Source organism: Mucilaginibacter sp. OK098, from assembly GCF_900142915.1.
In the GTDB taxonomy this organism is placed as follows: Bacteria; Bacteroidota; Bacteroidia; order Sphingobacteriales; family Sphingobacteriaceae; genus Mucilaginibacter.
The window spans coordinates 233,074-257,355 of record NZ_FRCM01000009.1; the positions used below are offsets into that span (position 1 = coordinate 233,074).

Here is a 24,282-nt window from a genome sequence, read left to right on the forward strand (position 1 = left end):
TTTTTCTGATCTTTTCAAAAAAAACGTAACTTGCCTAACCACGATATAAATCAGCATGACCACAATTGTAACAAAGCGTAATTACGGCCTTGATATATTAAGAGTAATTGCCTGTTATATGGTGATCCAGGCACATGCCGGCGAGTTTTATTATATCCGTACCGACGGTACTGTTTCAAATATAGTTGATGCTTATTGGGTTGGCTGGTATAATCCAATCTGTATCATCTCGGTTCCGTTGTTTGTAATGATCTCGGGGATCTTTCTTTTCCCGATAAATGATGTGCCGGCCTTTTTTAAAAAGCGATTCAGCCGTGTCTTGATTCCCTTTGTTTTTTGGTGTATATTTTATGCCCTCTATCTTTATTTAAGGGGTTACGACAGTTTAAATACCACCCTTCTCCATATTATTAATATTCCGATAAATTTCGGAGCGCAGGTAGGTCACCTTTGGTTTGTTTATATGCTGCTGGGTATTTACCTGTTTGCGCCCATCCTTTCGCCATGGATCCAAACGGCCAGCCGTAAAAGCATGGAGTTTTACCTGGCATTGTGGGCCGTTTCGCTTACTATTCCCTATATCCATTTAGTAATTCCCGAAATTTGGGGCGAAACCTTTTGGAACCATACGCCAATGCTGTATTACTTTTCGGGCTTTTTAGGCTATGTGGTACTGGCCGTTTATATTAAACGTTTCCATATGGAGCCCCGGCGATGGAATTACGTTGCCGGCATTGCCCTTATAGTGGTTGGCTACGCAATAACAACCTATGGGTTTTTATATCGCCTGCCTACCGAAAAGGTGGTAAGCAAGCTTGTGCTTACCTGGAGTTTTGAAACCATTAACATCGCAATGATGACCACCGGGGCGTTCCTGATGGCCAAAAATATTAAAATAAAAAACCCTGATTCGGCCATTATGAGGCTGGTGAGTGATATTTCCGCAAAAAGTTATGGCATTTACCTGGCCCATATTCTTGTTTTAAATGGAGTCCATTCCTTACTGGATAACCGCATTGCCAGTGCTGCCGTTAAAATTCCGGTGATGGGGGTATGCGCTTTAATCATTACATTCATCATTGTTAAAATCTTATCTTTTCTTCCGAAGAGTAAATGGCTTATCGGGTAATCTGAGCCGGGATTAATGGATTAAATGGATTAGGGGGGATGCTTGGCGACTTACACCATGTCCATCATGGACATTCTTTAATCCTTTAGTCAGGGTTCAAAAAATGAAAGCGTTAAGACTTACGAGGTTTTCAAAACTTCGTAAGTCTGCAAAAAACTGTAAACTGAAATTTCGCAATTTCAGCCAGTTTGCTATTTTTACAAACCAATTGCATCAATCACCAACAAACATTACTTACATGATAATTATAAGAAACCACGCCGAATTTGAAACGCATCTTGGAAACGAGATTGGTACTTCTGGCTGGCATACCATAACCCAGGACCAAATCAATAAATTTGCCGAGGCCACTATTGATCACCAGTGGATTCACACTGACCCGGAACGCGCAAAAAATGAAGGTCCGTTTGGAGCGACCATAGCGCATGGCTATTTAACTGTATCGCTGCTGCCATACTTCTGGCACCAGATTGCCGATGTGCAAAACCTTAAAATGCAGATCAACTACAGCATTGAAAATATAAAGTTTGCCCAGCCGGTAAAGGTGGACAGCCATGTAAGGCTGATAGCAACGCTTGTTGCCATAGTTAACTTAAGGGGCATTACCAAAGCTACCATTGGTGTTACCATGGAAATTGACGGTGAGAAAAAACCGGCCTATACTGGCGCGGTTGTTTTTCTGTATCATTTTAATGCCTGATTAAAAGGCAATTCCAGACAATAATTGAATATTGTAGTTATTAATTACTATCTTATCGCATTGAACTACGGAATAAGAAAATTATGAAAACATACCTGCTCGCAATTGTTACAGCAGCATTATTTGCAAGCGGTTGTTCATCAAAAAAGAACGAGCCTAAGCCCGCTGCTGATTCAACAAACGCCAACAGCTATTTACCGGTTGCCCCAGGTAATACATGGACATATAACGATGCCGTACCATCGTATGGAACTAGCATCGAAACCACCAAAATGGTTGGAGGAACCTTAGCTATTAATAGCAAAAATTATTACACACAGCAAAATGATTCTCCGGTGAACGGCATTACTACAAACTATTTTTATGCCGACAATCACACTTATGCAGTGCGCACATCAAACTATCCTACCTCATTAGCTATAGAATTGATATTAGGGAACGACAGCTACCCCGTTGGCTATAGCTGGACGACCACACCTACTGATGATGGTATACTTTTTGGCTACCCTACACACACTGTAAATACAATTAAGGAAAAAAACATTCCGGTAACAGTAAATGGTAAAACCTTTGTTAATGTAATTCATACACAGGTTAGTTTTGAGCAGGATGCCGGCGGCGGATTCAAATCAAAAGGTACTTATGATTTTTATCTTGCAAAAGGCATAGGTTTGATAGAAAAGATCACCCAGCTTAGCTTCCAGCCGTATGAAAAGGAAACACTTATTGATTATACTGTAAAGTAGAAGTAAGTCTGTTCCCCTTAAAGAAAAAACCGGCCTATACAGGCGAAGTTGTTTTTCTGTATCATTTTAATAGTTAGATCATGTCAGTCATGAATTGATGCTTAGTCTTGCGTCAAAAGTCTTGAGTTCTAAGTCAATTTGACTCAAGACTTTCGACTTGAGTCTATTGACTTAATAATCTCATCAGATCTTAAACAAATTCTCTCCGGCTTTTATTGGATAGGTCTTCCCTTTCCAAACAAGCACTCCTGTGGTCTTTTGCGGCAGCATGATCTTAATTTTCCATATAGATTTATCCAGGGCATACTCAACCGCGACCGCTCCGTTAGGATGCGGGATCTCGCCGCTTGCTGTTTTCAGCTCGCCTAAATGGGGTTCGATTTTTATTTTGGCAAATCCGGGGGCATAGCTGTCAATACCTAAAATCGTTCTAAAAAATTCAATGTTAGGGCTGGCGCCCCAGGCATGGCAATCAGAGCGGCTGTTGGGCAAATCACTGATCTCGGCCCAGGTGGTAAGGCCCATTTTTATATTATTGCGCCATACATCAAGCCATTTCATATAATCGTTCCCTAAGCCACCTTTTACCAAAGCCTGGTGCATATAATATTTAAAGTAGATGGTGCATTGGGTTAAAGTGGTATCAGCCAACATCTTTTTGCTGAGCGCAGTAGCATCAGGGCCCTTTATCAACCCGGTTAGTATGGCCAGTGAGTTTGCATGCTGTGAAAAAATGTTTTTGTCTTCGGTATCAGCATACAGCTTTTTAACCGGGTCCCAATATTTGTTTTGGATGGTTTGTTTGAGCTGCGCAGCTTTAGCCCTGTACAAACCGGCGAAAGAGGGCGTCCCCATTTTTGCTTCTATCTCCGCCGCCTGCTGGTAGGCGATCAGCAATTGCAGGTCGAGTATTGACGATCCGCCTTTTGTTCCCTTTGGCGGCATGCCATAGCCCCAGCTTGATGCCCAGTCGACAAACGTCCAGTAAGGTGTGTTTTTTAATGAACCGTCGGCTTGCTGATACTTGCTGAAAAAATCAAGCACGGTGCGAGCACCCTGTAGTTTTTCTTTTACAAAATTGCTGTCGGGCCGGTACATCCAGTAATCGTGCAGCACGCCAATATACCATAACGAGAAGGTAGAAATTACTTGCGGACTATAGGATGGGTGCCTGCTCAGCGTTAGCCCCTCTGCAATGCGCGAGTGGTCCATCAGGTTAATGGCATTGCGGGCCAGCCTGTCGTCGCCACTGTTGTAGTAGGATACCATCATCTGGATGCGCCCGTCGCCAATGTATTGCAGCTGTTCATAATATGGGCAATCCATATAAGTTTCAATAGCATCCATGCGTGCGGTGCGCCAGCCAATCTCCAGCATTTTCTGCATTTCGGGATCATCCGTTTTTAATTTCGCATTTAGCTGAAAGGGGTAGCCCGTTGACGTTCCGTAAATATCATCAATTACCAGTGGTTCATCTTTGGTTTGCACTATTAAACGGATATAGCGGTAAGTGCGCCAGTAAAGTGTAGTAAATGTTTGGCCATCGCTGCCGTCGGCTGTTAGGCTGTCCTTTCTGCCTGCAAAATCCTTATCTTCAACATCATTACGGTTGCCTTTTCGGGAGCGATACTTTTTTAAATTATCAAACATGGCCTCGGCATAAGTAAGGGAGATGCCGGCATCTTTCCCCTTGCTGAAGTTAAGCGTTAAATACGCATTGGTTAAATAGGTTTGATCAAGCAGTATGGTAGCCGTTGTATTGGCAGGAATGGTAACAGCGGTTTTTGTTGCCGGGAATGATGCAGGCACACTAACACCATCAGCTTTACGTAAAACCGGGATGCGCTGATAGGTGCGCTCCATTTGCGGCAGTGATGATGGCACAAGCATCCAGCCAAACGCGTCAGCTATGCCTTTGGGTTTGCCATGGTCCATCATTCCGGCATTTGGCCAGGCGCTGTCGTCAAAACCGGGAGCCATGCAGCCTTTAATAGTTTTGCTTTGGTCAACCATTTCACCGGGACCGGCAACGTAATAAGTTGGATAACCAATACCACCGGTAACCGGCTGATAACCTTTATCGCGGATGCATTTCCAGGTGCTATTGGTATTCAGCACTTCTTCATTGACGGTGCTACCCTGTAATATAAATGCCGTGCGGAGGGAGATCTGCGCCTCGGGGCGTAATTCAGCCTCGTTCCATACAACGGCTGAAACCGTGTTTTTACCTGCAATTAAATATGGCGCCAAGTCAATTTTTTCATAGTTCCAGTAATAGGTATCGCCACGGGCGGGGCCAACGGAAACCAACGTACCGTTAACATATAACTTATACCGGTTATCTGCCGATACATTTACTATAAATGATGCAGGTTTGGCAGCCAGGTCAATACTCTTCCTGAAATAAAATACGCCATAATCCCTGCCCGTCTCATTTTTAGCGTCTATCCAGTAAGCATTCCATTGTTTTGTTAAAATGGTTTGATCTGTAACCTGGGCAAAGCCGGGTTTTATAAGCAGCGAGCTGCAAATAACCAAGGCGGCAGTAAAAAATGATCTCATTATAATTGGTTTATAAAAGACTAAGTTATATGAGTTTGCATGATAACTGTCCTTTACTGTCTGTATATCTTTTGAATAAATTACCTGGATCAGGCCAAATCTTCTATCTTTATTTCAGCAACCTAACACCATGGACATATTAAATGTAATATTATTATTAGTAATTGTTATTATCATCGTAAGCAATAAAACCAGCCTTAACCAAAAGTTCAATGATCTTGAACTCCGGATAATGGAGTTACAAAATTTGCTGAAGAGAAGAGAACAGGAAGCTAAAGCAGCCGAAAAACCGAAAGAGATTAGCATTGTTCAAGAGTCCGTTAAACCGCCTGTTGAAGTTAAACTCCCTGAACCGCCAAAGCCATTAGAAATTAAGCCCGAGCCTGTTATTGAACGGCAAAAAGAGGCAATTGCCGATAGTATGGCAGCCATAAGGAGGCCGGTAAGAACCCGGGAACAACCTGTAACGGAACCGGAAGAACCCAGCCTTTCGTTTTTTGAACGCTACCCCGATCTTGAAAAGTTTATTGGCGAAAACCTTGTAAATAAAATTGGTATTGCCATACTGGTACTGGCCATTGGTTTTTTTGTTAAATACGCAATTGATAATGACTGGGTTGGCCCGGTTGGGCGTGTAGGCATAGGGGTTGTTTGCGGCGGAATCTTGATCGGCTTTGCCCACCGCATGCGTAATAGTTACAAAGCATTCAGTTCGGTACTGGTAGGCGGCGGACTGGCCATATTTTATTTTACCATTACCCTTGCCTACCAGGAGTTTCATTTGTTTAACCAAACTACAGCGCTTATCATCCTTATTGTTATAACCATTTTCGCGGTGATCCTGTCCCTGCTATATGATAAACAGGAGCTGGCAGTGATTGCCCTGATAGGCGGTTTTGCAAGTCCGTTTATGGTGAGCAATGGCACTAATAATTATAACGGGCTTTTTATATACCTGCTAATTTTAAATATAGGCTTGTTAATAATTGCCTATTATAAAGCCTGGCGTATTTTAAATATTTCGGCATTCGCATTGTCAGTATTGGTTTTTGCAACCGTATTATTTACTTTAACAGCACCAACCTATGTTATTGGCTTTAGGTTTGCTACTGTTTTTTACCTGCTGTTCTTCACAATCAATATCATTAATAATGTGCGGGAGAACAAAAAATTCCTCGCTGTAGATTTTACCATCCTGCTAACCAATACAGCTTTATATTTTGCCGCCGGACTTTACCTGTTAACTGTAATGCACCAGGAACAATACCGCGGTTTGTTCAGTGCAGGCCTTGGCGCTTTAAATTTGGTCCTTTCTTATATCCTGTTTCGGAACCGAAAAGTTGATCCTAATATTCTCTATTTGCTTATTGGTATTACCCTTACGTTTATTTCACTTACAGCGCCTATTCAGTTGCATGGCAATAACATCACCTTATTCTGGGCATCAGAAACTGTATTGCTTTACTGGTTATATTTAAAATCAGACATCAAGCTAATGAAACTTACATCACTGCTGATCTGGATGGCTATGTTTATCAGCCTGTTTATGGATCTGGTGGCTGTTTATAGCAATGCTGATCTGCATATAGCTATCCTGGTAAATAAAGGATTTATTACCACACTATTTGCTGCAACAAGCACATACCTGCTATATGTTTTAGTAAAAAAAGACCTGTTGCCGCAAATTTATGGCATTGCAATAGCTAAAGATTTGTACCGGGTTGTGGCTATAGTGTTGCTGTTTGCAAGTGGCCTGCTGGAACTAAACCACCAATTTGAATTCTACTATCCGCATACAGGCACGAATATTTTATACCTTATGGTGTATGTTCCTGTTTTTGTATATGTGTTTAATGTGATATCGGCCAAAGTAAACAATGCCCGGTTTAACGGACAATTGGGTATGTATTTAATGGCATTTACTATAGTTATTTACCTGGCACTTAGCCCTGTTTTTTTTGATGTAGTACGGGACATGCTGGAAAACAAAAAGATCGCGGTATCGCATTTTGCTGCGCACGCGGTAAGCGCCATATTTATCGGCTTGATTTTTTATCCGTTTATCCGTTTATGCCAGGAGCGCCTTGACGAGGACATGAAGAATTCGGCAAGCTGGATAATTTCATCAGCCATTGTTCTTTTTTTAAGCCTGGAAATATGCTTAATTAGCGAGCTGCTGTTTTACTCGCGGGCTAACTCGATTGATCTTATCCAAACGGTATATATAAAAACCGGGCTGCCCGTATTGTGGGGCATATTATCATTTATATTAATGTGGATGGGTATGCGTAACAAACAACGCACACTGCGTATTATTTCATTAAGCCTGTTTTTAATTACACTTATCAAACTCTTCATGTTCGATATTAATAATATCCCCGTTGCGGGCAAAATAGCAGCTTTCTTTTGTTTGGGGATCTTGCTGCTTATAATTTCATTCATGTATCAAAAGGTTAAAAAAATAATTGTTGACGATGAGGCAAAGCCAAAAGAATAAAGCAGGATTTTTACTGACAGCGTTCTGCGCGGTGGTTTTTTGTGCATCAGCTCAAAAAACTTTTAAGTACCAGGCGCCATTGTATAAGGTAGATTCTGGCGGATTTTATAAAATAAGCCTCCAGCCGGATTTCGTTGCAAAAAGCAATGAGGGCTTAACCGATATAAGGTTGATGGATCAAAAGGGTCATTTTGTTCCTTATATCACCGCTGATAATTTACCACGAACAGATAACGAAAAGTTTATTGTTTTTCCGGAAGTAACTATTAAAACTCAAACAGATACAGGTACAACTTTTATAATTGAAAGCAAAGAAACAGCGCCGGTAAACAAGCTTTGGTTAAAGCTTAAAAGCACCGCTGTAAAGCGTACAGTAAATTTATCCGGTAGCGATGATTTACAGCGCTGGTTTGCTATTGAAGAAGACATTCCATTACAGGAAGCTGTTTTGGATAACAATGGAAGCTATCTGCAATCCATATCGTTCCCGGCAAGTAATTATCATTATCTAAAATTATTAGTGAACGATAAAAATAAGGCCCCGGTTAAATTTTTACAGGCGGGTATTTATACTGAGCAATCGGTCGCAAACCGGTATTTCCCTATCCCTAACACGAAATTTGTAAAAAAGGATACTAATAAGGTTACTTATATCAATATTCAATTAAATGATAACTACCTGGTAAATCAACTGGATCTAAATATTTCTGGCCCTAAATATTATAAAAGAGATGTTTCAGTTTATCAAATTGACAAACAAGGCAAACATCTGATTACAAATGCCGAGTTAAACTCCGGCAAAAAAGGAGTTCTTTTAATAACTGCAAAAACAAATAGGCTTGAACTACAAATTGAGAATGGCGATAATTTACCGCTTGATATTGAAGGGGTAACTGCATCACAAGCAGATCAATTTATTACTGCGTACCTGGAATCAGGGCAATCCTATAAAATTTTAACAGGAGACAAGAATGCAGTTGCGCCTGTATATGATTTGAAATTTTTTGCCGATAGTATTCATAATTATATTCCCGAAGTTACCCATGATCAGGTTACAAAAAACATAGTATTTGAAACGCCCGGGATAAAAGCACCCCGACATGATTATACTATTGTTGTATGGATAGCGATAGTAATTGCTTTAGTTTTGCTCACTTTGCTTACATTAAAAATGACCAAGGAGGTAAATAAAAAGAACAATGCTGAATAGGCCCCACTGTTTAGCTTTTTTGTTTTCGATGTCCTTTCTTTAGTACTTTATTCGCAATCTAGTTACATCTGATGCCCTTAAAGCAATTGGAATACTAAATCACCATGTTTTTCAATTATTTTCGCAACGGAATTGAATTAAAAGGAGTCATAATGAGAAAAGTTTATTTATACCTGTTAATAGGCATAATTGCAATAGTATTGATGACGGTAATTGTGTTTAACTACGACCCAAAGACCGAAACCTGGAGCGGCCTGCTGTTAGGCGCATTGTTTGGGTTTTTATTTTACAGGACGATAAAAAGCAGAAGACAAAAAGACGTTAAATAAAACCTTTCATGTTTTTCAATTTCAGGTACCCCGTTATACTTTTTATACTGAGCCTTGCCGGCTTTATGATAGGTGTAGCTTTTAAAGTAATGCACTGGCCCGGCGGTCTGTTAATAACGGGCAGTATGATTATGGTACAGGTAATTGCTATAATATGGCTGATCATTATTATCGTAAAGTCGCCTAAATCGTGAAGAAGACGAAAGTTTTCATTCTTCGAGCTTTCAATAAATCTAATCAGATGGTTAACGATTGAGCCATGGCTTTTGGCGACAATTTGAATTACATCCTATTTTGACTTTCGTTTAATATTGTCGTATTATTGGTCTATGAACCTAAATGGACCTGAAGACAATCTGTCCGTCGCCTTAGAAAGTGATAAAGCAGACCAGGAAGTTGCATATCCCAACATAAAAGCCACTTTAGTATTGTTTTTCATTTTACTTTTAAATTCCCTTATTGTTGCAATACCCATTGTTATAATTGATATTAACCTGCCTAATAATTTACCAATATTAAAGTCACTAATAAAATTAGTGTCGTATATCATCCCTCTTTTACTTACTATAAATTATGCTGTCCGGAAGAGCAAAAAGCCGCAAGGTTATCCTTTAAGCATTAATTTTAATAAAATACAAGGATGGCTTGTTCCTGTAATTATTATTGGCGCATTAGCCATGATTATTCCTTTAGCACAGTCCGCCGCCTGGATACCAATGCCCGAATCTGTCCGGAAGTTTTTTGAGAGAACTTTTACAAAAGATATATTTTCTATTGTCACGGCTGTTATCGCGGCTCCAATCCTGGAAGAGATAATATGCCGCGGAATTATTTTGAAGGGGCTATTAAAAAACTATCCACCCTACAAAGCAATCCTGATTTCGGCAATATTTTTTAGTGTAGTACACTTTAATCCTTGGCAAGCTATCCCGGCATTTTTTTATGGTTTGTTTTTAGGTTGGATCTATTACAAAACTCAATCTGTTATTCCCGGAATGATCATTCATGCGACAATTAATGTTACCGCAATGGCGCTTTTATTTTTGCCGGGCCATTATAGGGATTTTTTAGGCCTTTTGGGTTTGCCTTATTACCAGATCGCATTCGTGGCCTCGTTGCTTATGTTTATTGTAACCTGCATTATCGTTCATAAAAAAGCTTTAATTATTCCCAAGCCCATTATGTAGATTATTTTCTGTCTTCGCAGATCTCTTTTACTTTGTTAGGTTCGGAAGGATATTAATCAGAAAAGCCACAGCTCCATCTTTTATTAAAACCCCCTCTTCCGTGTAACCCCCAACTTCCGGACTTTCGGACTTTTCCGGCTTTCGGACTCTTCTGACTTCTCCCACACCTCATCTGCACCATATTGCCTTGCCATTTTGGCTATCCGCTCTTCCAGTGTTTCGGTGATTAATTTTTCGCGGCCCAAGCTGTCAACCATAATTGGGAAAGCGAAAGGCGTAGGGCGCTCAATGGTTTTTAAGATGATATTTTGTTTGATGATTCGCTGCAGGGCCATCCGCAACCTGAATTCTTCCAGCTGAAATGCCAGCGCTTCATTATAAGCCTGCCTTACCAGCAGGTTATCCGGCTCGTACTCGCTGAATACATCAAACAGCAATGAGGTTGAAGCCTGCAAGTGTTTGTTTTTTACCTGCTGACCTGGATAACCGGTAAACACCAGTCCGCCGATATGGGCAATATCCCTGAATCTTCTCCGGGCCATTTCATTGGCATTTAAACTGTGTTGAATATCATCCAGCAGATTATCTATCGAAAAAAATGAAGCATCTTCCAAAGCCTGCTCAATAGGGATCTCCTCATCGGTTAACAGCTCAAATCCATAATCATTCATGGCAATGGAAAAGCTGGCGGGTTTTATTTTGCTGATGCGATAAGCTAGCAGGGAGGCCATGCCTTCATGCACCAGCCGCCCTTCAAAAGGATAAAATAAAAGGTGATGCCCCTCGCGGGATTTAAACGATTCTATCAAAAACTCATGGCTCTGCGGCAGGTGCGACAGCTGTGCCTGCAGATCGAACAAAGGCTTTAACGCAATTACTTCTTCATCCTTTTCAATGCCATGGGCAACCTCATCAAGTTTGTCTCTAAACACCGCAGATAGTTGTGACGATAAAGGCATGCGCCCGCCATTCCAGCTGGGGATCATACCCTTTTTTGCATTTGATTTTTTTACATAGGCCGACATCTCCTTTATGCGTACAAACTCCAAACTGCGCCCGGCAAACCAAAAAGTGTTCCCCGGTTTTAGTTTTGAAATAAAGGATTCTTCAATAGTACCCAAACTGCCCCCGCTGAGCCACTTAACCCTAATACTTAATTCGCTGGTAATGGTGCCAATGCTTAGCCTGTGCCGCATGGCTACCCGGCGGTTGTTCACCTTAAACAGGCCGTTCTCAACCTCAACCTTTAAAAATTCATCGTATTGGGCAAGGGTTTTGCCGCCGCTGGTAATAAAATCTAAAAGCTCGTTAAACTCATTTCGGGTAAGGTCGGCAAAGGCGTAGGTGCTTTTTACCTCTTTAAACAATTCATCAGCACGGAAACCGTCAGATACGGCCAGCGTTACCATGTATTGGATCAGCACATCCATGGTGAGCAGCATTGGGTCGCGGCTTTCAAAAATGCCCGCCTTTATGCCTTGTTTTAATGCCGCTCCCTCCAGCAATTCCAACGAGTGGGTTGGTACAAAATAAGCTCTCGAAACCTCACCCGGCGCATGCCCGCTCCGGCCGGCCCGCTGCATAAACCGGGCAACACCTTTGGGGCTGCCAACCTGCACAACTGTATCAACCGGGCGAAAATCAACACCTAAGTCTAAGCTTGATGTGCATACTACCACCTTTAACGCTTCGGCATGCAGGGCCTGTTCAACCCAGTTGCGTAGCTCATTATCCAGCGAGCCATGGTGCATGGCCATTATGCCGGCATACTCCGGGTAGTTATCTAAAATAGCATGATACCAGATCTCTGATTGCGAACGGGTATTGGTGAATATCAGCGTGGTTTTGCTTCGGGCCACTATTTCCATCACCTGAGGCAGCAGCTTTAAGCCAATATGTCCCGCCCATGAGTAGTTCTCAATATTATCAGGGATGATCGACTTTATCAGCAGCTTTTTATTAAGATTGGCGCGCACCATTTTAACCTTATCCGGCGGAAAATCATTGCCCAAAAGCACCTCCGCAGCCTGCTCGAGATTGCCGATGGTTGCGCTGATACCCCATATTTTGAGATTTGAGATTTGAGACGTGAGATTTGAGATTTTTTCGTCCCCCAAAACTTTCAATTTAGAAAGGCCTAACTCCACCTGCACTCCCCGCTTAGTTCCCAACAGCTCATGCCATTCGTCAATTACTACTACCTGCAGGCTGCTGAACAGTTTGGGGTATTCCTTTTGGGCCAGCATCAGGTGCAGGCTTTCGGGCGTGGTGAGCAAAACTTCGGGGAGCTTTCTTTTCAGGGAAGCCTTATCAGCGGCAGAGGTATCGCCGGTGCGGGTCATTATGCGCCAGGGCAGTTCAAGCTCATCGCAGACTTCCTGCATGGCTTTTTTAATATCGTTGGTTAAGGCCCGCAACGGGGTTATCCAAAGCATTAATAAGCCATTATTGGTTTGGGAGGTATAGGAATCGGGGTGTTTATTGATAAAATCAGCCAAAAAAGGCAGGAACAGTGCAAAAGTTTTACCGCTGCCGGTAGGCGCATTCAGTAAGCCGGAAAAGCCATCCAAATAAGCTGATTCCATTTCGCGCTGAAAAGCGAACTGTTCCCAGTTTTTTTCCTGGTACCAATCCCTGATGACTTGCTGCCCCTTTGTAATCATGCCAATAATATACAATGGAAATTGCAATAAGTTATATGCGGAGATAAAAATTAAATAAAATCTCATAAAATCCGAAAGCAAAATGCAAAGCATAAATAAAATTGTCATTGCGATCCGCTGGCTAGCGGAGGGCAACCGCACGCCGTACACAACCGCCAGTGCAAGTTCTACACCTTCCTGTTCGCTCTGTAACGTTCGCGATTGCTTCGTACCTCGCAATGACAATGGTGTTATTTTTTAGTCAAAAGGACAAAAATATCAGCTTGCCAATTCCTCGCTCAATTCATAACTTTTTATCGCCCGTTCCCTATCCAGTGTATTATACAAACGTTCCGGGATCTCGCCAAGAGTTGATGTATGAACCTTATCGCTCAGGCTATAAAACTGCTGAAAGCTCATAATTAACGGCTTCCATTTATCCGGATCAACCCGGTTGCTTTGGCCATCCATCAGGATAGATTCCTCCAAATAAACTTTTTGAATGCGCAGTTCAAAAGTTACTATTTTACCGCGCTGGTCGGGGTCGCCTTCGGCTAGACCGTGCACCGCCTCAACAACGGCTTCCATTTGCACCGGGCACTCTTTTACCCGGGGTGCGTTTACTGTTTCTGCATCCTGTTTGGTTAATCCGGCTATAAAAAACTTATCTTCTTCGTGCCGGTATCCTTTTAATAGCTTCCCATCAGGAACAGGGTTTGAGCCGGTTGTTTTGGCTAGCAGGTTTACAGCCCTTACCTCATTTACCGATGGTAAATTTAAAACGCATTGCCTGTTACGCATCAGGTTTTGCGTTGTTTTGGAGGCCGCAGCCAAGCCAATTACACAACGCCATCCCAACCAGAAGATGGACGACATGGGTGCCAGGTTATCAGTGCCGTTTTCATTTTTTGTGCCGATAAGAACTACCGGGGTACCGAAATATAAAATCGAAGGTTCGCTTGTGATATGCATGATAGAATAATTAATGTTGTGATTTAATACAACAAAACTACCTGTCTTGAATAGGGTGGAGAACCTGTTTCTTGCGCAGTTTGTTTAATGTGAAAGTTTTATATTTTTTATAGTTTGTGATTATGTAATTAAATCCAGGAACTTCTTCGGCCCTCTTTACCGCTTGCGGAAGAGAGGGCAGGTCCAGCGAAGCGTTGACCGGGTGAGTAAAATCTGCGCTCGATAGTAACGCCAGTGCATAACATTAAGGCTCTTATGTTTCCTATGGCTTGCTGCTATTTCCTTAAAGCTTCTTTATCGTTTCCGTTACATGCGCCAAATGGTGCTTGCTGTGCCATGCATATAAAGCAAGTGCCTTTTTTAATTGCATGGTTTCGCCTGATGCGGGGTGTAAAAAAGTACGCGTCCATTCATCTTCGGTGAAGCTTTCAAGCAATGCAACCCAGTGCAGGTGCAAGCCTTCAAGTAATTTCAGGGATGGTTCAACCGGCAGGCGATAGTCTGGCAGCAGGGCCCAATCGCCTTCTTCGTATGGTTTTATTACAGGGTTTTCTTCGGTTAATGCCCATTTAAAACGCATTAAACAGTTCATGTGGCTGTCGGCAACATGGTGAACTACCTGCCGTAAACTCCATCCGCCGGTACGGTATTGGGTATCAAGCTGTTTTTCATTCAGGTTGATGATTGCCTGGCGCAATCTTCCCGGAAATTCTTTAATGGTAGTGGTCCACTTACGGAGGTCTTCAGCTGTGTAAGATACCGGGGCCCTGAATTTCCCGATCGGGTATTTTATTTCTTCGTCTGTCATTGGTCTTAAAAAAAATTTAAATTAGGTATATTTTTAATCTTCAACAAGGTTTTGCCCTAATTTAGCGTTTTGTACAAGTTATTTACACCCCTATGATAAAACGGCTCATCATTTTATTACTCCTTTTCAACAGCTCTTTTCTTTATGCACAAACCATTAAAACCGATGTACTGGTTGTTGGCAGCAGTGCCAGCGGGATTGCCGCAGCTATTCAGTGCGGCCGCAGTAAAGTAAAAACGGTACTGGCTGATGATGGCTTTAAGGTTGGCGGCGGCACAATTGAAGGCCAGAAGCTTGTTCTGGATGCCGGGAACAATATCCGGTCAGGCATTTGGGGGGAATTCCGCAAACATGTACAGGAGCTTTACAGCAAGACCGCCGGGTATGATACCTCGCAAAATGCTATCTTAAAATTTGAGCCAGGCGCAGGAACAGCCATCCTAAAAAAAATTACCGATACCGTAAAAAACCTCACCGTGTACCAAAGCGCCCTGTTCAGTGCCATTAAAAAGGATGGCGACCGCTGGGAAGTAAGCTTAACACAAAACAGGAAAATAATTACAGTTAAAGCAAGGGTGGTTATTGATGCCACCGAAGCCGGGACCGTTGCCACAAAAGCAGGGGCTAAGTTTTATGAGAGTTTTGACAATCATACAGATAACAGCAGCACAAAACTATACCGGACATCAATTGCCACAGGTGAAGCCTTACCCGGGCAGTTGTATAATGATGCCACTGCACCGAAAAATAATTATCCGCAATATCCCGCATTTTGCATCCCTGTAAATGCGGTATTGGTAAAGGATGCGGATAATATATTGGTTACAGAAAAGGTACTTTCCGGCGATAAAAACATCCAGTATTTACCCCTGCAGCTTCAGTTGGGGCAGGGCGTTGGCACCGTGGCCGCCTTTTGCGCCTTTTTTAAAACCACTACCAAACATTTAAACGTAAGAATAATACAAGGCGAACTTTTGGACTTTAAAGGATACCTGTTACCTTTTACCGATGTCAGTCAAAATGATGCTGCTTGGCGGCCAGTACAGCAGGTTTGTGCGACGGGTATGTTGCGGGGCAGGCAGCAAAATGCAGCTTTTGTTTTTATGCCCGATTCAGCCGTTACCACCGCCGAAGTAAAGCCTGTTTTAACGGAGATCTACACCCGCGCCTTTTTATGGTTCAATAAAGAAAAACCGGGCGAAAAATTTACCGTAGGCAACGCTATATCATTCATCAGCGATTATACCCTTACTGAACCGCAGTTATTGATTAGGAGCATGCAAAAAGCATGGAAAACGCAATATAAATTCAAAACAGATTTTGATATTAACCGCCCCATTTCGCGTGTGGAATTTGCTGTACTGGCAAACCGTTTTTTAAATCCTTTTGCCAGGACGGTGGATTTAGCAGGGAGATTGGTGAATTAATTTTATCAAAGATTTGTGAAGTCTATCTCATTATGGTATTGCGAGCGCAGCGTGGCAACCGCACGCATGCTAAGCGGCCATACAAGTTCTACACTTTTCTATTCGCTCTGTAAAGTACGCGATTGCCCTCCGCTAGCCAGCGGATCGCAATGACAAGTGGTTTAATTATGCACTACCGGCACAAACTCCGGCAACTCGCTTTGCAGCCCTTGCTGCTCAAATACAACCTGTAGCGCTATTTTTTTATCAGTTAATTGCTCCGCAGGAAGCTGGGCTTTTTCTAAAGCAGCAATTACTGGTGCGGGGTCAAAATCAAATACTACATTCCGGTTTTGCTGATCAATTGCTGTATGGATTGATGCCAGCTCATATTCCATTATCTTTTCCAGGTAAGGAACATTAAAATCATTTGCGATGATATAGGCTGAAAACTGCTCAGCCAAAACAACCGGCAGCAATTCGGGAAAGGCATTATTGAAAAAATCGTTTATATAAATATTAAAGATCTCCTCGCCAACAGAAAGTCTTAATAAGCGGGTGGTAAGCTTTAACATAGAGATCAGTAGCGATCCGCGGAAATTGAAAACAAGGTCTTTAACTATAGCTATCCCTTTATCCTTAAGCAGTTCATCAGCCAATGGGGTTTCAGGGTTTTTGCCCAAAATAAGATTGCCAACCGTATGCTCCCATTCTTTTACTGGGATACTGTCGTCAAAAACATGGTCCCTGCTTCTAAGCGGAACCCTCCAGCTTTTATAATGACTTCCCTTTTTATCCCAGATCCTCCGCATTTTCACCAGTTGACCTCTTATCTCTGCTTCGGGAACCTTCATAAAGTAATCGGGGGTAATTTCAAACATCAGCGCCTTCAGGTTTGGCAGCTTGCCAACCACGTATTCAAGTATTCCCATCAGTTCATCGTCTGATGCGCCGCTGTGTGCATCAAGGTAATAGTCTTTATAATAGATGCCGCTGGCTACATGCAGTTCAATAACGCGTTCGTAATCCAGGTATTCTAAAAACTCTTTTACGCTTTGCCTGCCATTTCTCTGGTTGGTAAGAATATTGTGAAGATCGAGCAGGATATGACAATCGGCCGCTTCGGCAATCCGGTTTACAAATAAACCATCAGGGATTTCGTTTCTGCGGGGTTGCAGGTAATTAACACCGGTTTCAAAAGCAAAGGGCCGGTTCATTTGCGCCCGGTAATTCTGAATATTGGCAACAGCGGTTTTAATGCCTTCTGCTGATTGTATGGGCGGAAGCAGAAATCCTGCATTTACATCGCGGCAGTCCTCTTTAAAAAAATTAAAGCTCAGGTGTTCACTAACCCATTTTGGGTTCAGTTCGGCTGCTTGTTGGCGCAGGGTATTAAAATGTTCCGGCGGAGGCAAAAATGTTCCGCCAATAGGATACCCTACCCCATGAAACAGCTTAGGCCGATCATATGACCTTAAGAAATCTGTTACTTCGGGGTTGTACTTAAATGCATTGCACTCATCATTTTTATCATACCAGAATGTTTGTGGCTCAATCTCAACAACATCTATTAATGACGAGTGCAATGCAAGAAAATCTTCAAACCCCTGGAAGTAGATCAATCCAACGCCGAGTTCATCCAGGTTGTTCAAAGCAATTAAAAGCTGGGGCCAACATTTATCCCTTTAGCATCAATGCGGGCGGTTATCATTTCAATTTCATCAATAAACTGGAAATGAAACCCTGAATAACATCCGGGACAGCCAACAAGGCCTAAAATTTTTTTTGTCACCTCGTGAGTTTGCTCAAGCGACATTTTTGACGGCACCGATACATAAATAGGTGTAGCCTTTGAAAATTTTCTTTCAGTTGCCATAATATTAGTATTTGTAATTGCCTGCCTACTCTGTTTACCCTTTTCGGCTTTCGGGTTGCTGATGTGTTTTTACATAGGTAGATGTAAATGCCTTCAGCTAATTATAGAATTACATGAACGCCCTGCTGTTCAGTACAATAATTTATGCTTATTTATCATTGGTAAAAGTAGTGCAGGATGAAACCGTAATCAAGCGTACTACCACCTGATTATGAAAGGGTTATTACGCTATTGTGTTGAGTATAAATACGTTTGATAAGGGATGTTTTTACGTTGTCGCATATGTTATCACAGGCCTGCGACCTGTGCTGATAGGTTTCGCCCCTTCAGGGCTTTGGTTTTTCCTGATTTCCTGGCCCCGAAGGGGTCTAATATGTCAGCGCAGGTCGAAGGCCTGCGGATAATATGGCATATGAATTAAGAAGGAATCACCCACTTCACCAACCCATAAACATGCTCATCCAAAATCACCCCGTATTTAATGATGGCGCTTTTCAAAATGCCTTCTTTTACAAAATCGGCTTTTTCCAATACCCGCATTGATCGTGGATTATTACTAAATACCCCTGCCTGCAGGCGTACAATATCCATATGGGTAAATGCATAATTAACCATTAGTTTTACTGCTTGCGGCATTATACCACTACCCCAGTAGGTTTCGCCAAGCCAGTAGCCTATTAATGGCGCTTTTTGGTAAATATCATTCCGCATATCAATCCCGATAACACCCGCTAACTCGCCATCAACATCAATAACAAAATTGAGCAGCGGATCCTGTTTCATCATACGGCTTATCCATTCAACGGCATTACCCATAGTGTAGGGGTGCGGAAATCTGTTAAAGAGGTACGAGGAAACATTAATGTTATCGGCATGCTTCTGCAATGACGCAGCATCGTCAATCCTCCATCCACGAAGCGAAAAACCTTGTCCTTTAATTTCCATTTTTGTAACAAAACAATGCTAAAAATACGAATGATTAGGGAAACTGTTTATATTGTGGGGTTGATTAGGTTTATTAAGGGTAACACTATTTTATCACGATAAGCTGATCTGTTAATAATAAACTGACCCAATATGAAAAAAATAATTACCCTTTTTTTATTACCTATCTGTACAGGTGTATTTGCCCAGAAGCTTGGCACCTTATCTATTGAAAAAATAATGCGCGACCCAAAATGGATCGGCATATCGCCTTCAAACATCCGCTGGAGCGATGACAGCAAAAAGATTTTTTTTAAATGGAACCCGGATAATGCAGACCGCGAGCAACTATTTGCAATAACACCAACAAATATTAAACCCGGAAAAGTTAGTATTGATGAGCAAAAAGCCCTGATGCCAGAATATGGCGAATGGAATAAGAAACGCACCTTGAAAGTTTTTGAAAAAGACGGCGATATCTGGCTCTCAGACCTTAAAACGGGTAAGATCCAACAGTTAACCAACACCGTTGACCGGGAGAACAGCCCTTCTTTTAGTGGTGATGAAAGTAAAATAATATTTACAAAAGGCGATAACCTGTATTCGCTCCGGATCAATGGCGGGGAGTTGGCGCAGCTAACCAATTTTACACGTTCAGCAGCAGCAACCCCGGCAGCACAGCCTGCAAGCCGAAGGGGCGCCGGCACCCGCAAAGCAGTTGATGATAAGGCCGCAGGCAACCAGCAGGAACGCTGGCTTAAAAGTGAGCAGCTTGAATTGTTTGATATTATAAAAGTAAGGGATAAAGACAGGAAGCTTGACTCGATTGAGCGCAAGGAGTTTGAAACAAAAAAATTAAAGGAGATAACTACTGACGACCGCTCTGTTGGCGGGATTCAGCTTAGTCCGGATGGTCGCTATATTACTTATCGCCTTGCCAAAAACCCCGATGGCGTAAAAAATGCCATTGTGCCTGATTATGTAACGGCATCAGGCTTTACCGAGGATATTCCTAACCGCACTAAGGTGGGCGGGCCGCAAACTACTTTTGAATCCTTTGTTTTTGATACGCAAAGAGATACCGTTTACAAAATTGTAATCTCAAATATCCCGGGGATAAAGGACCTGCCCGACTATGTAAAAGATTACCCCAAAGAACTGGAAAAGCGCACCAAAAGCAACGAGGACAGGCAGGTGGTGATCCGCGGAACTTACTGGAGCGAAGATGGCAAAAATGCTATTGTTGAAGTAAGCGCCCAGGATAATAAGGATAAGTGGGTAATGAAGCTTGACCCAGCAACAGGAAGCCTGAGTTTAATGGACCGCGAGCATAATGACGCATGGGTTGGCGGCCCCGGACAGGGCAATGCTGGCTGGAGCGATAATACCCACTTTTATTTTGAAAGTGAAGCCAGCGGATATGCGCACATTTACCTGCTGGATGTAACAAACGGAACAAAAAAGCAACTCACCAGTGGTAAGTGGGAAGTGCAAACCCTACTGCTATCAAACGATAAAAAAACATTTTATTTTACCGCCAATGCGGAGCATCCGGGCATTACGCATTTTTACCGCATCCCGGTAAGCGGCGGCGAGCCTGTTAAAATCACCACCATGAAAGGTGGTAATGAAGTAACCCTTTCGCCTGATGAAAAATGGCTGGCGATCCGTTACTCCTACTCAAACAAACCGTGGGAACTGTATATACAGCCAAATAAACCGGGTGCAAAAGCTGAGCAGGTTACCAATTCAACAACAGAAGAATTTAAATCATACCAATGGCGCGAACCACAGGTAATCACCTTTAAAAACCGTTATGGCAGCGATGTTTATGCACGCCTTTATGTTCCTGAAAAACAGGACCCGGCGAAACCGGCTGTGGTATTTGTACACGGGGCTGGGTACCTGCAAAACGTACATTACTGGTGGAGCTCCTATTTTCGCGAGTATATGTTTAACAATATGCTGGCCGATAATGGCTATACCGTACTGGATGTTGATTACTCAGGCAGTGCCGGTTATGGTCGCGACTGGCGTACCGCCATTTATCGCCACATGGGCGGTAAAGACCTTACCGACCAGGAAGATGGTGTAAAGATGCTGGTTGATAAATATGGCGTTAACCCTAAGCACGTTGGTTTGTACGGTGGCTCGTACGGTGGGTTTATTACCCTGATGGCCTTGTTCACCGAACCCGATACATGGGCTGCGGGTGGCGCTATCCGCTCTGTTACCGATTGGGCGCATTACAACCACGGCTATACCGATGAAATTTTGAACGAGCCGTATAACGATGAAAAATCCTATCGCCTAAGCTCGCCTATCTATTTTGCCAATGGCCTTAAAGGAAACCTGCTGATGTTGCATGGCATGGTTGACCAGAATGTAAACTACCAGGATATTATTCGTTTAAGTCAGCGATTAATCGAGCTGCACAAAGAAAACTGGGAGCTGGCATCATATCCGGTGGAAGACCACGGTTTTGTACAACCCAGCAGCTGGACTGATGAATATAAACGTATTTTTAAATTGTTTGAAACTACGCTGAAGAAATAAAGCATTATTCCGATACTTGTTTTAAAAGCTTCCCGTGTAACCGGGGAGCTTTTTTTGTGGAAACTTGTTGCGTTATTGAACATCATGTGTACGGTTTTGATACAGCATTTGTATGTTGATTTGTTATTAATGTATTGATAAATAAATAGTTAACGTAGTGGAATGGATTTTATACGAATTGATTCGTACAGTTGTTAACTTTGATCATTACCGCCATGTTAAAAAACTATTTCAAAACCGCCTTTCGCAGCCTTACAAAAAACAAAATGCATTCCCTGCTTAATATTACCGGCTTATCAGCCGGGATGGCGGTGACGCTGTTAATAGGGCTTTGGATTAACGATGAACTGTCTTTTGACAAATATCACCGAAATTATAATAGCATAGCCCAGGTGTTGCAGAACCAAACCTTTAGTGGAGAGACCTCTACACAACCTACCATTCCAATGCCGCTTGGAGAGGAACTGCGAACCACTTATGGGCGTGAATTCAAAAAGGTAGTGATGTCATCAGGCACCGGGAAGCATATATTGGCATCAGAGAATAATCATTTTGTAAAAAACGGAAATTACATGCAGGCGGATGCGCCTTCATTATTTTCATTGAAGATGATAAGCGGGTCGGGCAATGGCTTAAAGGACCCACACACCATCCTGTTATCACATACGGTTGCAACGGCTATTTTTGGCGACAAAGATCCTATAAACAGGCTCATAAAATTTGATAATACAGAGAGCCTTAAAGTTACAGGTGTTTATGAAGACCTGCCAGCGAACACAACCTTACACGATCTTCAATTTATAGTGCCCTGGGAGTTACAGGGGAAGGCAGTAGCAGACAACATTCAAAACTGGAATAATAACAACTGGAAAATTTATGTGCAGATGGCTGATGGAGTTGATGTGGATAAAGCATCTGCAAAAATTAAGGATTCAAAATATCTAAAATCGGATAACGCTGAGAAGAACTTTAAACCGGTTATTTTCCTTCACCCTATGCGTAAATGGCATTTATATGCCGAATTTAAGAGTGGTGTAAATGTTGGCGGCCGGATCCAATATGTATGGTTGTTTGGTGCAATCGGGCTGTTTGTGCTGCTGCTGGCCTGCATCAATTTCATGAACCTGGCCACGGCAAAGAGCGAGAAACGGGCGAAAGAGGTCGGGATCCGAAAGGCTATCGGATCACGACGGGGCCAGCTGATCTACCAGTTTTTTAGTGAATCGTTGCTGATGGCTTTCATGGCGTTTGCACTTTCCCTGCTGCTGGTGGTTTTGTTGCTTCCGGGCTTTAATGAAATAGCAGCTGCAAATATGAATCTGCCGCTGAAGAGTCCTTTGTTTTGGGCTGCCGGCCTTGGCTTTACCCTTGTTGCGGGTTTAATAGCCGGCAGTTATCCAGCGTTTTATCTTTCGTCTTTTCAACCGGTTAAGGTATTAAAAGGCACTTACAAAGCAGGCCGGCTGGCTACTGTGCCGCGTAAGGTGCTGGTGGTTTTGCAGTTTACAGTATCCATAGCAATCATCATCAGCACTATTGTTGTTTTCCGCCAGGTACAATTTGCTAAAGACCGGCCTGTAGGTTATCATAGGGATGGATTGATCACTGTTGAAACCCTTACCTCAAATATTCATACGCAATTCGGTGCTTTTCAGGATGATTTGATCAAAACCGGTGCGGTATCAGGTGTTGCATTGTCCACTACCCCCGTAACAGAGTCGTGGAATTCCCAATCGAACTTTGACTGGGAGGGGAGGGATAAAAACGGCACACAAAATTTTGCAACGGTAGGCATTTCTAAAGAATATGGGAAAACCATTGGCTGGCAGTTTACAGCCGGCAGAGATTACAGATCGGAAACTGGAGGGGCCGATGGGTTTTGTTTCGTGATAAATGAATCGGCTGCTAAAATGATGGGCTTTAAAAATCCCATTGGCCAGATAGTGCACTGGTATGGCTATAATTTTCACATTATAGGCGTGATAAAAGATATGGTGATGAATTCGCCGTTTACCCCGGTTCAACCCGCTGTTTTCTTTATGAACCCTGGGCAGATGAATGTTTTGAATATCAAAATGAAACCAGGAGCAGCTGTTAACGGGGCACTTAAAAAAGTAGCACAGGTTTACGCGCAATATAATCCGGGACAACCTTTTGAATACAAGTTTGCCGATGACGAATACGCCCGGAAGTTTAACATGGAGGAACGCGTTGGGAAACTTGCAGGTTTCTTTGCAGTTCTTGCAATCTTCATTTCGTGCCTCGGGATCTTTGGGATGGCCTCATTTATAGCAGAGCAGCGTGTAAAAGAAATTGGCGTAAGAAAAGTACTTGGCGCTTCGGTATTCAGGCTTTGGCAATTGTTATCGAAAGATTTCGTACTGCTTGTTGTTATTTCATTGCTTATTGCCTCGCCGCTTGCCTTTTATTTGATGCATAAATGGCTGCAGAATTATGAATACAGGGCAGAGATCTCCTGGTGGATCTTCGCAGCAGCCGGTGCAGGGGCAATTTTAATAACGATACTAACGGTAAGCTTCCAGGCCATAAAAGCTGCGATGGCAAACCCGGTGAAGAGTTTGAGAAGCGAATGAGGTGAGCTGGCGGTGAGCAGTAATCTTTCCCGCAATTCAAAACCGAACAGCCTGATGTTTAATATCGTTACAATGAGTTGTTTAAATAAAATACAATGCGTTATATGCCAGAAAGTTAGTAGTTTGGAACAACGGTTGAGATAG

The 24,282-nt window shown here is 42.6% G+C and carries 18 protein-coding genes; 11 read left to right on the plus strand and 7 right to left on the minus strand.

Annotated elements, in window-relative coordinates; all coding sequences use genetic code 11:
• Window positions 1-55 precede the first annotated feature (55 nt).
• The 3 genes from BUE31_RS26965 to BUE31_RS26975 all read left to right on the plus strand — a co-directional run bounded on the left by BUE31_RS26965 (window position 56) and on the right by BUE31_RS26975 (window position 2,575).
• Entirely contained in the window at window positions 56-1,129 is a 1,074-nt protein-coding gene (locus tag BUE31_RS26965) for an acyltransferase (RefSeq protein WP_073406971.1), read from the plus strand.
• Window positions 1,130-1,367: 238 nt separating this feature from the next.
• Window positions 1,368-1,829 (plus strand): MaoC family dehydratase, encoded by a 462-nt coding sequence (locus BUE31_RS26970; protein WP_073407063.1) that lies wholly within the window; start codon window positions 1,368-1,370, stop codon window positions 1,827-1,829.
• Window positions 1,830-1,912: 83 nt separating this feature from the next.
• Window positions 1,913-2,575: a hypothetical protein gene (locus BUE31_RS26975; RefSeq protein ID WP_073406972.1), complete on the plus strand. Its 663-nt coding sequence runs from the start codon at window positions 1,913-1,915 to the stop codon at window positions 2,573-2,575.
• A gap of 183 nt (window positions 2,576-2,758) precedes the next feature.
• Here the strand turns inward: BUE31_RS26975 and BUE31_RS26980 are convergent, their stop codons facing one another.
• The gene (locus BUE31_RS26980) at window positions 2,759-5,137 is read right to left on the minus strand and encodes an alpha-L-rhamnosidase-related protein (RefSeq protein ID WP_073406973.1); all 2,379 of its coding nucleotides are present in this window, start codon (window positions 5,135-5,137) and stop codon (window positions 2,759-2,761) included.
• Window positions 5,138-5,267: 130 nt separating this feature from the next.
• Between BUE31_RS26980 and BUE31_RS26985 the strand changes: the two genes are divergently transcribed.
• From BUE31_RS26985 to BUE31_RS26995, 5 genes are all read left to right on the plus strand, one after another.
• Window positions 5,268-7,634: a DUF2339 domain-containing protein gene (locus tag BUE31_RS26985; protein ID WP_073406974.1), complete on the plus strand. Its 2,367-nt coding sequence runs from the start codon at window positions 5,268-5,270 to the stop codon at window positions 7,632-7,634.
• Window positions 7,612-8,844 carry a DUF3999 family protein gene (locus tag BUE31_RS26990; protein ID WP_073406975.1) on the plus strand — a complete coding sequence of 411 codons (1,233 nt, stop codon included), beginning with the start codon at window positions 7,612-7,614 and terminating at the stop codon, window positions 8,842-8,844. The genes BUE31_RS26985 and BUE31_RS26990 overlap by 23 nt, the downstream gene beginning before the upstream one ends.
• A 152-nt stretch (window positions 8,845-8,996) precedes the next feature.
• Window positions 8,997-9,173, plus strand: coding sequence for a hypothetical protein (locus BUE31_RS31195; protein ID WP_159440750.1), 177 nt, complete (start codon window positions 8,997-8,999; stop codon window positions 9,171-9,173).
• A gap of 8 nt (window positions 9,174-9,181) precedes the next feature.
• Window positions 9,182-9,367, plus strand: a complete 186-nt coding sequence (locus BUE31_RS30845; protein WP_143167277.1) for a hypothetical protein — start codon at window positions 9,182-9,184, stop codon at window positions 9,365-9,367.
• A gap of 135 nt (window positions 9,368-9,502) precedes the next feature.
• Window positions 9,503-10,360 carry a CPBP family intramembrane glutamic endopeptidase gene (locus BUE31_RS26995; protein ID WP_073406976.1) on the plus strand — a complete coding sequence of 286 codons (858 nt, stop codon included), beginning with the start codon at window positions 9,503-9,505 and terminating at the stop codon, window positions 10,358-10,360.
• Window positions 10,361-10,443: 83 nt separating this feature from the next.
• On the opposite strand, the gene BUE31_RS27000 is transcribed toward BUE31_RS26995, so the two are convergent.
• The 3 genes from BUE31_RS27000 to BUE31_RS27010 form a co-directional block, all read right to left on the minus strand.
• The gene (locus BUE31_RS27000; protein WP_073407064.1) at window positions 10,444-13,023 is read right to left on the minus strand and encodes a ligase-associated DNA damage response DEXH box helicase; all 2,580 of its coding nucleotides are present in this window, start codon (window positions 13,021-13,023) and stop codon (window positions 10,444-10,446) included.
• Between the two features lie 258 nt (window positions 13,024-13,281).
• The gene (locus tag BUE31_RS27005; protein WP_073406977.1) at window positions 13,282-13,974 is read right to left on the minus strand and encodes a flavin reductase family protein; all 693 of its coding nucleotides are present in this window, start codon (window positions 13,972-13,974) and stop codon (window positions 13,282-13,284) included.
• Window positions 13,975-14,257: 283 nt separating this feature from the next.
• Window positions 14,258-14,782 carry a YfiT family bacillithiol transferase gene (locus BUE31_RS27010; protein WP_073406978.1) on the minus strand — a complete coding sequence of 175 codons (525 nt, stop codon included), beginning with the start codon at window positions 14,780-14,782 and terminating at the stop codon, window positions 14,258-14,260.
• A 92-nt stretch (window positions 14,783-14,874) separates the two neighbouring features.
• Here BUE31_RS27010 and BUE31_RS27015 point away from each other — a divergent pair, with 92 nt between their 5' ends.
• On the plus strand, window positions 14,875-16,209 hold the full coding sequence (locus tag BUE31_RS27015; protein ID WP_073406979.1) for an FAD-dependent oxidoreductase: 1,335 nt from the start codon (window positions 14,875-14,877) through the stop codon (window positions 16,207-16,209).
• Between the two features lie 161 nt (window positions 16,210-16,370).
• Here BUE31_RS27015 and BUE31_RS27020 read toward each other — a convergent pair whose 3' ends face one another.
• The 3 genes from BUE31_RS27020 to BUE31_RS27030 form a co-directional block, all read right to left on the minus strand.
• On the minus strand, window positions 16,371-17,840 hold the full coding sequence (locus BUE31_RS27020; RefSeq protein ID WP_073406980.1) for an MbnB/TglH/ChrH family RiPP precursor modification enzyme: 1,470 nt from the start codon (window positions 17,838-17,840) through the stop codon (window positions 16,371-16,373).
• Window positions 17,841-17,845: 5 nt separating this feature from the next.
• Window positions 17,846-18,064 carry a hypothetical protein gene (locus tag BUE31_RS27025; RefSeq protein ID WP_073406981.1) on the minus strand — a complete coding sequence of 73 codons (219 nt, stop codon included), beginning with the start codon at window positions 18,062-18,064 and terminating at the stop codon, window positions 17,846-17,848.
• 417 nt (window positions 18,065-18,481) lie between these two features.
• Window positions 18,482-19,009, minus strand: coding sequence for a GNAT family N-acetyltransferase (locus BUE31_RS27030; RefSeq protein ID WP_073406982.1), 528 nt, complete (start codon window positions 19,007-19,009; stop codon window positions 18,482-18,484).
• 132 nt (window positions 19,010-19,141) lie between these two features.
• Here BUE31_RS27030 and BUE31_RS27035 point away from each other — a divergent pair, with 132 nt between their 5' ends.
• Both BUE31_RS27035 and BUE31_RS27040 read left to right on the plus strand, forming a co-directional pair.
• Entirely contained in the window at window positions 19,142-21,544 is a 2,403-nt protein-coding gene (locus BUE31_RS27035) for a prolyl oligopeptidase family serine peptidase (RefSeq protein ID WP_073406983.1), read from the plus strand.
• Between the two features lie 215 nt (window positions 21,545-21,759).
• Window positions 21,760-24,138 carry an ABC transporter permease gene (locus BUE31_RS27040; protein WP_073406984.1) on the plus strand — a complete coding sequence of 793 codons (2,379 nt, stop codon included), beginning with the start codon at window positions 21,760-21,762 and terminating at the stop codon, window positions 24,136-24,138.
• The last annotated feature ends 144 nt before the right edge of the window (window positions 24,139-24,282 follow it).

Coding starts and splice junctions, on each gene's coding strand:
- BUE31_RS26985 (WP_073406974.1), top strand. CDS start 5,268: ATGGACATATTAAATGTAATATTATTATTAGTAATTGTTATTATCATC.
- BUE31_RS27015 (WP_073406979.1), top strand. CDS start 14,875: ATGATAAAACGGCTCATCATTTTATTACTCCTTTTCAACAGCTCTTTT.
- BUE31_RS26975 (WP_073406972.1), top strand. CDS start 1,913: ATGAAAACATACCTGCTCGCAATTGTTACAGCAGCATTATTTGCAAGC.
- BUE31_RS27035 (WP_073406983.1), top strand. CDS start 19,142: ATGAAAAAAATAATTACCCTTTTTTTATTACCTATCTGTACAGGTGTA.
- BUE31_RS27025 (WP_073406981.1), bottom strand. CDS start 18,064: ATGGCAACTGAAAGAAAATTTTCAAAGGCTACACCTATTTATGTATCG.
- BUE31_RS27010 (WP_073406978.1), bottom strand. CDS start 14,782: ATGACAGACGAAGAAATAAAATACCCGATCGGGAAATTCAGGGCCCCG.
- BUE31_RS26965 (WP_073406971.1), top strand. CDS start 56: ATGACCACAATTGTAACAAAGCGTAATTACGGCCTTGATATATTAAGA.
- BUE31_RS31195 (WP_159440750.1), top strand. CDS start 8,997: ATGAGAAAAGTTTATTTATACCTGTTAATAGGCATAATTGCAATAGTA.
- BUE31_RS30845 (WP_143167277.1), top strand. CDS start 9,182: ATGTTTTTCAATTTCAGGTACCCCGTTATACTTTTTATACTGAGCCTT.
- BUE31_RS26995 (WP_073406976.1), top strand. CDS start 9,503: ATGAACCTAAATGGACCTGAAGACAATCTGTCCGTCGCCTTAGAAAGT.
- BUE31_RS27000 (WP_073407064.1), bottom strand. CDS start 13,023: ATGATTACAAAGGGGCAGCAAGTCATCAGGGATTGGTACCAGGAAAAA.
- BUE31_RS27005 (WP_073406977.1), bottom strand. CDS start 13,974: ATGCATATCACAAGCGAACCTTCGATTTTATATTTCGGTACCCCGGTA.
- BUE31_RS26980 (WP_073406973.1), bottom strand. CDS start 5,137: ATGAGATCATTTTTTACTGCCGCCTTGGTTATTTGCAGCTCGCTGCTT.
- BUE31_RS26990 (WP_073406975.1), top strand. CDS start 7,612: ATGAGGCAAAGCCAAAAGAATAAAGCAGGATTTTTACTGACAGCGTTC.
- BUE31_RS26970 (WP_073407063.1), top strand. CDS start 1,368: ATGATAATTATAAGAAACCACGCCGAATTTGAAACGCATCTTGGAAAC.
- BUE31_RS27040 (WP_073406984.1), top strand. CDS start 21,760: ATGTTAAAAAACTATTTCAAAACCGCCTTTCGCAGCCTTACAAAAAAC.
- BUE31_RS27030 (WP_073406982.1), bottom strand. CDS start 19,009: ATGGAAATTAAAGGACAAGGTTTTTCGCTTCGTGGATGGAGGATTGAC.